This is a genomic window from Vibrio sp. OPT41 (assembly GCF_015163595.1).
Lineage (GTDB): Bacteria > Pseudomonadota > Gammaproteobacteria > Enterobacterales > Vibrionaceae > Vibrio > Vibrio alginolyticus.
In genome coordinates, this window is sequence record NZ_JADDYH010000072.1 from 219,862 (window position 1) to 227,013 (window position 7,152).

The following is a 7,152-nucleotide window of genomic DNA, read 5'->3' on the forward strand; positions in this document are numbered from 1 at the left end:
ACAATGAAAACCTTACGAATTTGGTTCGGCTGCTCTTTAGGGCTCGCGCTAAGCATGATCTTCGGTTGGTCTTACGGATTTTTTGCCATCATGATGCCGCTGTTTATATTGGGCAGAATGGACAACTTTAATATTTCGGCTTTATTGATCGTGTTTTTCTCTGCGGTGTGGACAACCATACAAGCCACATTTTTGCTGGAATACTTGCAGTTTCATCCAACATTAATGACCGTTGCCGTCGGAATCATGATGCTGTTCAAGTGCATTGCAATGATGAACCAGAAAACCTATTTGTTTGGTTACATGGGGCTGTTGGTGGGTTCAATTGTGTTGAATTTTGCCAGCTATAACTTCATGGATATTGAAGAGTTCAACGTCAACATGTGGGTGATGGCGTTCAGCAATATTTTTGTTTGCGCATTCGCGTATTGGTTGTTCCCGGAGCCAAAATCCCCCGCCGAGCACATTGAGATGTCGACCCCAGTAAAAAGCGATATTGACTACATCAGCCAAGTTGCTATGGGTTGGGTAGTGGCGATGGCGGCATTTATCGTATTCCAAGTAGCGGACTTATATGACTCGCTGTCCGCACAAGCTTCCATTTTGATCATCCTAACCCCAATGACTTTAGCGGGCTCGCTCGCCATGGCAAAAATTCGCATCATCGGCACCGCACTAGGCTGCATCGCAGGGATGGCTGTTCAGCTGATATTGGGCAGTTGGTATGGGCATGGGCTACTCTTTTGGCTCGCCTTTACCATTGCAATGGGGCCATTCTGCTTGTGGCTCACCAAAGGGCAAATTAAAGCGGCTATCGCGTTTTCTGCCATGTCTGCCCTATCGGTTCCGCTGACGACCTCATTGGTGCCAGAACAAAAAGACGCGTTCTTTTCGATCTTGTACCGTTTCAGCTCGATTTTCGTCGCGGTTCTGCTCACCGCGATGGTGATGTGGGTGGTGCATCACTGGATTCGTGTGATGTTGCTAAAGCATCCTGAGATTAAGAGCGTGGAGTTGAATTAAATCTGGCCGAGGCTGGAAACGGGAAATGTATGCCGATCACTTTACTGTGAGCGGCATTTTTATTTAAAACGGTCACCCTGAACAACGAGGGACGAGGTGATTCAGGAGCTACCCACCGAGTGCTGTGAAGTTCTAAGGTTATCGCCATTTTCCAGTGAGTTGTTAGTAGATTCCTAGTCTCGTTTAGACTCGCTGGAATGACCCGACCTTGGAGCTGCTCTAATACCTGGTGGATGGCGAGCAATGTATCTTCCAACATCCGTCATCCTGAACAGCGAGGGACGAACGTGATTCAGGATCTACCCACCGAGTGCTTTGAAGTTCTAAGGTTATCGCCATTTTCCAGTGAGTTGTTAGTAGATTCCTAGCCTCGTTTAAACTCGCTAGAATGATCCTATATTGGAGCTGCTCCAATACCTAGGGTTGTGGCGAGCGATGTATCTTCCAACATCCGTCATCCTGAACAGCGAGGGACGAGCGTGATTCAGGATCTACCCACCGAGAGCTTTGAAGTGCGAAAGTTATCGCTATTTCCTAGCGAGCTGTAACCCGATTCCCAGTCTCGTCTAGACTCGCTGGAATGACCCTCTCTTGGAGCAGATCCAATACCTAGGGTTGTGGCGAGCAATGTATCTTCCAACATCCGTCATCCTGAACAACGAGGGACGAGCGTGATTCAGGATCTACCCACCGAGTGCTTTGAAGTGCGAAAGTTATCGTCATTTCCTAGCGAGCTGTAACCCGATTCCTAGTCTCGTTTTAACTCGCCGGAAAGACCCTATCTTGAAGCTGCTCCAATACCTAGGGTTGTGGCGAGCAATATATCTTCCAACATCCGTCATCCTGAACAGCGAGGGACGAGCGTGATTCAGGAGCTCCCCACCGAGAGCTTTGAAGTGCGGAAGTTATCGCTATTTCCTAGCGAGCAGTAAACCGATTCCTAGTCTCATTTAAACTCGCTAGATTGACCCTAATTTTAGTTCATGGCGCGGAGCCTAAGTATTAATATCAACCCACCAACTCTTTACGAATGATCTCCGCACCCGCACTTAACGCATTGAGCTTAGCGGTCGATACTTCACGAGACAAAGGTGCCATACCGCAGTTGGTACATGGGTAAAGCTTGTCGGCATCAACGTACTTCAACGCCTCTCGCAATGTTTTCGCTACTTCTTCTGGCGTTTCAATTTCGTTAGTAGCGACATCAATCGCACCAACCATCACCTTCTTACCGCGAATCAACTCAAGCAACTCAATAGGCACTCGCGAGTTATGACACTCAAGCGAGATAATATCGATATTTGACTGCTGCAATTTAGGGAATACTTCTTCGTATTGTCGCCATTCAGTGCCTAGCGTTTGCTTCCAATCCGTGTTCGCTTTGATGCCGTAGCCATAGCAGATGTGCACTGCAGTTTCACATTTCAGCCCTTCAATCGCACGCTCTAAACACGCAATGCCCCACTCGTTCACATCATCGAAAAACACATTAAACGCAGGCTCATCAAACTGAATGATATCGACACCTGCCGCTTCAAGCTCTTTCGCTTCTTGGTTGAGGATTTTTGCAAATTCCCAAGCCAGCTTTTCACGGCTACCGTAATGATCATCATAAAGTGTGTCGATCATCGTCATAGGGCCTGGAAGCGCCCACTTGATAGGTTGCTTAGTTTGCTGACGCAAGAACTTGGCATCTTCAACAAACACGGGCTTTGTGCGGCTTACTGGGCCAACCACAGTCGGAACACTTGCTTCATAACGGTTGCGAATAGTCACCGTTTTGCGGTTTTCAAAATCTACGCCGCTTAAATGCTCAATAAAGGTCGTCACAAAATGTTGCCGAGTTTGCTCGCCATCACTGACGATATCAACGCCTGCCAGTTCTTGTTCTTGCAAAGCGACACGTAGCGCATCGCGTTTGCCATCAATCAGTTCTTCACCTTGCAGTTTCCACGGTGACCAAAGTTTTTCTGGTTCGGCCAGCCAAGAAGGTTTCGGTAAGCTGCCAGCCGTTGAAGTCGGTAATAGTGTTTTCATCGTCATTCCTTTCTAGATTCTCGTTATCTTTTACGCGTAATTTGCAGACCATTGTTCAAGCACAGATTGATAAGGTTTGATGAAATGCTCCTCGGCAAATTTCCCTTGTTCAATCGCCAGTTGGCTGCGCTCTTCTCGGTCGTAAACGATTTGAGTTAGCGAGTGGTCTAGGTTTTTTAGGTTTGGCTGGTAGCAATTACCGGCAACCGCGTTGGCATTGTAAATCTCAGGTCGGTAAATCTTCTGGAATGTCTCCATCGTGCTAATCGTGCTGATAAGCTCTAGGTTTGAATAATCGTTCAACAAGTCACCGAAGAAGTAGAATGCCAATGGTGCAACAGTGTTTGGTGGCATGAAGTAGCGCACCTGTAAGCCCATCTTCTTGAAGTACTGCTCCGTCAACGAAGATTCGTTCGGCTGATATTCAAAGCCCAAAACAGGATGTTGATTTTCGGTGCGTCGGTATACCTTGTTGTCCGATACGCTCAGACAAATCACTGGCAGCTTTTTGAAATGCTGTTTATAAGACTCAGAATTAACGAAAGCTTTGAACAGTTTGCCATGCAAATCACCGAAGTTCGCTGGGATGCTGAACTGTGGCTGGTTTTTGTTGTGGTCCAACAGCAAAACGCTAAAGTCGTAATCACGCACGTATGAAGAGAAGTTGTTGCCCACAATGCCTTCGATGCGCTCGTTAGTGTTGTGATCAACAATGTTAGTTTTGAGCACTTCAATCGATGGGAATGCTTCTCCACTACCTTGGATATCCATATCAACAGAGATGATTTCAAGTTCAACTGAGTAGCGGTCACCTTGCGCGTTATCCCAATATGCCAACGCATTAAAACGATTATCGATCATTCGGAGCGCATTGCGCAGATTCTCTCGGCGGTAGTTTCCGCGAGCCAGATTAGCAAAGTTGGTAGTGATTCGCGTGTTGTCTGATGGTTGGTAATTCTCATCAAAGCGAATGCTTTTGATAGCAAATGTGAAATCGTTATTCATCGTGAGTTGGTATCCTATTTCCTTAGATAAAGCAGACTTTTCCTAACTCTGTGCATGGGGACATTTTTTGTTTTTTGGTTTTCCCAATCGTTAGGTTGCACAGCACTTACGACGAACGGTTCGTACAAAAATGACCGTCGCAGTGCCTAACACCAGAGCAGTCCTTTTTTTATACTTGCTTCACGAGTTGAGTAATATTGGTATTGTTTCACATTGAACATGAAGGAATTTCATGATTTGAGGAAAAAGCCTGTCTCGTGCGTGTTACACATGCAGTCGATAAAGACTTCCATTGCAGGCGTAACACACTTTCCGGCATTGCAGCCACACTGCGGTTTGATCATTTGCGGTGCGTTGGTAAACTCAAGCTCTTGCAGGCTGCCCTCTTGTAGTTCTTTTTCAACAGTGAAGCGAGGCAGAAAAGAGATACCGATATTACTCTCTACACAGTTTTTGATAGTGTTAATACTGCTCAGCTCAATCATGTTATCGATGCTGATGTTTCGCTTTTGGATGATGCTCTCAAAAGTCTTACGGAAAAGGCACTTAGGACCATTGCTGATGAATCCCAAATCAATGTGTTGCTCCCCTTTCTGTAGATCCAACCCTGTTAAAAGCGGCGAAGCAACAAGGACCAACGGCTCTTGTTCAAACTCATGCACCTTGAGTGCATCATCATTACCGACACGATAAAACACACCCAAATCGGCTTTATCAGCAATCAATTCATCACGAATCTTATAGCAGTTTTGTGATTGCAGTGAGAGCCTTACTTTCGGCGCTCGTATTCTGAATTCCTTCAAAACATTGGCCATTTTATAAGCGAGCTGAGTTTCTGCGATTAAAACCTTCAACTCCCCTGTCGGCTCAGAACTCTCTTGTTGTGCCGTGCCTTCAATGTTTTCCATCACTCGTGCGAGCTCATAAACGTACGGAAGGATCTTTTCTCCTGCCTGAGTCAGCGCCATTTTTCGGCCGATCTTTTCGAACAACCGCAATGAGAGATCTTGCTCTAACTATTTGATCTTAAAGGTAACTGTCGGCTGAGTGCAATAAAGCTATTGCGATGCTTTAAGAAACGAGCCTTCCTCAACAATGGTTTTAAACGTAATGAAACGTTTTAGATTCATGGCCAAACTCCTAACTTAATAGTTCGAAAGGTTAAAACTCTTAGTTTAAATGCATTCGATTTTTTAATTTATTAACGCGAAGTATAGTGCACAAAAAACAGGAGAGATAGAGATGAGTGCCATCTACACCGCATTTTTCACCTACGTCATCATTACTTCGATCACGCTGGGTCCCAACAACATTTTGTCTCTCAGTGTTGCAACACAGCACGGGCTAAAGCGATCTACCAACGTCATTTCTGAGATGTTCTGCGGCTATATTGTTTTGATGCTGCTGTGTGGCGTTTTCACTTACCACATGGTCAGCCTGCTTCCTGTGATTACACCTTGGCTCACATGGGTGGGTGCGGCTTACATCATTTGGTTAGCTTGGGGAATCGCGACAAGTGATATCAAAACTACATCAGAAGATTCTGAGGGCATCACTTTCTTGACGGGCTTTGGTTTGCAGTTCGTAAACGTGAAAATCATTCTATACGGCGTAACATCCATATCAACATTCGTGTTGCCTTACACACAAAACATCTACTGGATCTTGGCCACCAGCCTAGTGCTCGCGTTTATTGCTCTAGCCAGCAACTTGATCTGGGCAATTGCAGGCAAACTTCTTCAATCGCAATTCCAGAAATATGGCAAAGCGATCAATATGACCTTAGCGGCGACGCTACTTTACTGCGCGGTACAGTTGTTTGTTTGAGGCTGAGGTTGAGGAGATGAGACGCAGTGATTTCCGCATCTCGAATTTGTAGATGGAGAAATGGTTGGCTTTGAGTATGCTAACTCAAAGTTGGACAGAAGCTTGTTGAACTTTCTGCTCTATTTTGGCTGACGGTGATTAGGAGAAGTATGGATAGATCCATAAATATAGTTTTTTAAGATATCAAAAATCCACCAAGATGCGCGGTCACTTGACAGTCATTCAATTTATGAGCGCTAAAATACTGAGCAGACGAAATGTTGCTGAAATGAGATTTCCAAATAAGTCGAACTGCCCTGTGGGAGTTAACTGCTCTTGTATGCTTTACGTTTGTTTGAATCACAAAGCCTTTCTGCTACCCAAACGACTAAGTAAATAACTGAAAGGCGTCTCCGACGGTAGCTATATTACCTTCAAAACAAAAGGAAGATCTTAAACATCTCCTCCCGTGCTCTACTGAATAGCTTTTGCATGTGGATCTGTCGTTAATTTTTTACCTTTCAGCAAGCCAAGCTCGTGTAAAAAAGACCCTGCACATTTATGTACTTTCGCCTTTTCGAGACTCATACAAACAAACCGTCAAAAGAACTACTGCCTTTTATTCGGCAGTGCTCGTTTTGTGTGCCTCAATATATATGGTTTCAAGGATAACTTATCAATAGTTGCTATTTACCAGCTGAAGACGACAGCATCCAAAAATAGCTTTAATTCCGCTTAGTTACTACACCAAGATCAAACGCCCATGGACTAATAGCGCGCACCGAACCAGGAATGATCACACTAGTGATCTCGTTATCAGTAAATGCCTCTTCACCAATGACAGTCACCGAATCTGGAAAGGTTATGCTAGTAAGCTTGTTTCCATCAAATGCCCTCCTCCCAATGGTAAATACTGAGTCAGGTAGAGTTACTCTGGTGAGCTCATTATGGCTAAGTGCCAACTCCCGAATGGTAGTCAACGTGTTTGGAAGGGTTACGTTAGTGAGCTTATTTCCATAAAGTGCCCCCTTCCCAAGAGTAGTCACGGAGTCAGGAACAACGACCTTTTTGTTCTCAGTTCCATCATCATTACGAGTAAAAATAAAGCCATCTGATGGTATATTGTTTAATGTGGGTAACGCGATACCATTGAACCCTCCAGCACCGATGGTGGATAACGAATCTGGGAGGGTCACACTATTAAGTTGGTTAAAACTAAACACATTGTCCCCAATTGGTATTTAACGAACCTGAGAGTATAACGCTGGTAAGCTTGTTATC

6 protein-coding genes and 1 pseudogene are annotated in these 7,152 nt (G+C 45.0%); 2 read left to right on the forward strand and 5 right to left on the reverse strand.

Going from position 1 to position 7,152, the window contains the following annotated elements:
* Window positions 1-3: 3 nt before the first annotated feature.
* On the forward strand, window positions 4-1,023 hold the full coding sequence (locus IQP38_RS23835) for a DUF2955 domain-containing protein (protein WP_025767250.1): 1,020 nt from the start codon (window positions 4-6) through the stop codon (window positions 1,021-1,023).
* Window positions 1,024-2,031: 1,008 nt separating this feature from the next.
* Here IQP38_RS23835 and IQP38_RS23840 read toward each other — a convergent pair.
* The 3 genes from IQP38_RS23840 to IQP38_RS23850 all read right to left on the reverse strand — a co-directional run bounded on the left by IQP38_RS23840 (window position 2,032) and on the right by IQP38_RS23850 (window position 5,033).
* Window positions 2,032-3,060 (reverse strand): methionine synthase, encoded by a 1,029-nt coding sequence (locus IQP38_RS23840; RefSeq protein WP_005376742.1) that lies wholly within the window; start codon window positions 3,058-3,060, stop codon window positions 2,032-2,034.
* 30 nt (window positions 3,061-3,090) lie between these two features.
* On the reverse strand, window positions 3,091-4,065 hold the full coding sequence (locus IQP38_RS23845) for a DUF1852 domain-containing protein (protein WP_042523046.1): 975 nt from the start codon (window positions 4,063-4,065) through the stop codon (window positions 3,091-3,093).
* A gap of 230 nt (window positions 4,066-4,295) precedes the next feature.
* Window positions 4,296-5,033, reverse strand: coding sequence for a substrate-binding domain-containing protein (locus IQP38_RS23850; RefSeq protein WP_228010179.1), 738 nt, complete (start codon window positions 5,031-5,033; stop codon window positions 4,296-4,298).
* A 274-nt stretch (window positions 5,034-5,307) separates the two neighbouring features.
* Here IQP38_RS23850 and eamB point away from each other — a divergent pair, with 274 nt between their 5' ends.
* Complete coding sequence (gene eamB, locus IQP38_RS23855; protein ID WP_193838096.1) at window positions 5,308-5,892, forward strand: cysteine/O-acetylserine transporter; 585 nt, start codon at window positions 5,308-5,310, stop codon at window positions 5,890-5,892.
* 222 nt (window positions 5,893-6,114) lie between these two features.
* Here eamB and IQP38_RS26795 read toward each other — a convergent pair.
* Together IQP38_RS26795 and IQP38_RS23860 are read right to left on the reverse strand one after the other, a co-directional pair.
* Window positions 6,115-6,429 (reverse strand): annotated as a pseudogene (locus tag IQP38_RS26795) (thiamine biosynthesis protein ThiJ); the annotation flags it as partial.
* 167 nt (window positions 6,430-6,596) lie between these two features.
* Window positions 6,597-7,094, reverse strand: coding sequence for a leucine-rich repeat domain-containing protein (locus IQP38_RS23860; protein ID WP_158174046.1), 498 nt, complete (start codon window positions 7,092-7,094; stop codon window positions 6,597-6,599).
* Window positions 7,095-7,152: the final 58 nt, after the last annotated feature.